Here is a 2,194-nt window from a genome sequence, read left to right as displayed (position 1 = left end):
CGGCGGTCGTCCCGCCGGGGCCCCGCGCCGTGAGCGCGGCGTGCCCCGCGGCGCGGCGGCTGTCCTCGACGTCACCGTGCTGACGCTGGCGGTGCTCGTCGCGCTCACCCCGCTGCTGCCCGTGTACGGCGGCGAGGTGCTGATGGTCCCGGCGCTCGGCGGCGCGGTCGTCGGCGCGGCCACCGGTCTGCTCACCGCCTGGGCGCGCTGGTCCGTGCCCGTCACCACGGCGGCGCTCGTCGGCGTCGTCGCCGTCCTCGGCGGGCCGCTCGCCGCCCCGGGCGACACGCTCGGCGGCGTCGTCCCCACCCCGCAGTCCGTCGCGACCGTCGTGCGCGGCGCCGCGCTCGGCTGGAAGGACGTCCTGACCCTGCAGCCGCCGCTCGGCGGGTCGGGGTGGCTGCTGGTGCCGCCCTACCTGCTCGCGGTGGTCGGTGCCGCCGTCGCCGTGCGGCTCGCGACCGGCTCCGGCCGCGCCGCACCCGCGGCGGCCGTCACCCCGGTCGTCGTGCTCGGCGGGGCGGTGCTCCTGGGTTCGCACACCACCGTCTCGCCGGTCGCCGTCGGCACCGGGCTCGGCGTCGTGCTGCTGGTGTGGGCGTCGTGGCGCTCCGGTCGGTTGCGCGCCCGCCGCCCCGTCGCGCTCGTGCTGCTGGTCGCCCTCGCCGGTGGTGCGGGCGTCGGGACCGCGACCCTCGTGGAGGCGCAGCGCGACCGGTACGTGCTGCGCGACGTCCTCGTGCCGCCGTTCGACCCGCGCGACTACGCGAGCCCGCTGTCGGCGTTCCGGTCCTACGTCAAGGACGACGACACCGTCGAGCTGTTCCGCGTCCAGGGCCTGCCGGAGGGCGCGCGCGTGCGGCTCGCGACCTTCGACCGGTTCGACGGCGTCGTCTGGAACGTCGCGGGCGACGGCTCGTCGCGCGCCTCGGGGGAGTTCCGCCGGGTCGGCGAGACGATCAGCGAGGCGGCGGCGGAGCAGGCCGCGTCCGCCGACGCGAACGGCCGTGACGGCACCCGCGTCGAGGTCGGCATCGAGGTCGCCGAGCTCGACGGCGTGTGGTTGCCGACCGTCGGCGACGCCGTCTCGGTGCGGTTCGCCGACGCCGACGCGCAGTCCCGGCTGCGGTTCAACGACGCGACCGGTGCCGCCGTCCTCACCGGTGGCCTCGGTTCCGGCCTGACCTACACGCTCGACGCGGTGATCCCGACCGAGCCCGACGACGACCGGATCGGCTCCGCCGCCGGGCGCGAGCTCGACCTCCCCGAGCCGCAGGCCGTCCCCGACGCCGTCGTGGCGGCCGCCGCCGACGCCGCGCGGGACGCCGAGACGCCGGTGCAGGTCGCGCGAGCGCTGGAGCAGGCGCTGCACGAAAACGGGTTCTTCTCGCACGGCCTCGCCGACCAGGGCGACTACCCGTCGCTGTCCGGGCACGGCTCCAACCGGGTCGCGACCCTGCTCGACGGCGACCTCATGGTCGGCGACGCCGAGCAGTACGCCTCCGCGATGGCGCTCATGGCCCGCGAGATGGGCCTGCCCGCGCGGGTCGTGATGGGCTTCGCGCCGGGCCTCGACGAGGACGGCGAGCCCGTCGCGGGGGCGGACGCCGACCCCGACGCCCCGGTGGTCGTCACCGGTGCCGACGTCACCGCCTGGGTGGAGATCGCGTTCGCCGGGTACGGGTGGGTCACCTTCGACCCGACCCCGCCCGAGAGCCAGACGCCGCAGGACGAGGAGGACACCAGCCAGGCGGACCCGGAGCCGCAGGTGGCGCAGCCGCCGCCCCCGCCCGCCGACCCGGTCACCCCGCCGCAGGACGACACCGACCAGCCGCAGACCCAGGACAGCGACGACTCCGGCGGCTGGGCGCTGTGGCAGCGGATCGCCGTCGGCGTGGCCGCCGGCTCCGGCGTGCTCCTGCTGCTGCTCGCGCCGTTCCTCGTGATCGCGGCGATCAAGGCCCGACGGCGGCTGCGCCGTCGCCGCGACCCCGTGCCCGCGCGGCGGGTCGTCGGCGGCTGGCAGGAGGTCCTCGACCTCGCCACCGACCTGCGGCGCGACGTCGACCCCGTCGCCACGCGCCGCGAGGGCGCGCACGCGCTGCTGCTCGGGTTCACCACGGTGCCCGAGCCGGAGGAGCCGCGCGGTCGGCGCAAGCGGCGGGCCCCGAAGCCCGCACCCGCGCCCACGCCC

General features: G+C 77.7%; 1 protein-coding gene. It reads left to right on the top strand.

Annotated features, from left to right (window positions below; all coding sequences use genetic code 11):
- Nucleotides 1-40: 40 nt before the first annotated feature.
- A partial coding sequence (locus EBM89_RS20365) for a transglutaminase TgpA family protein (protein WP_147463653.1) occupies nt 41-2,194 on the top strand: 2,154 nt, incomplete at its 3' end.

Source organism: Cellulomonas triticagri (genome assembly GCF_003696205.1).
Taxonomy (GTDB): Bacteria; Actinomycetota; Actinomycetes; order Actinomycetales; family Cellulomonadaceae; genus Cellulomonas; species Cellulomonas triticagri.
This window is presented reverse-complemented; position numbering and strand designations above follow the sequence as displayed.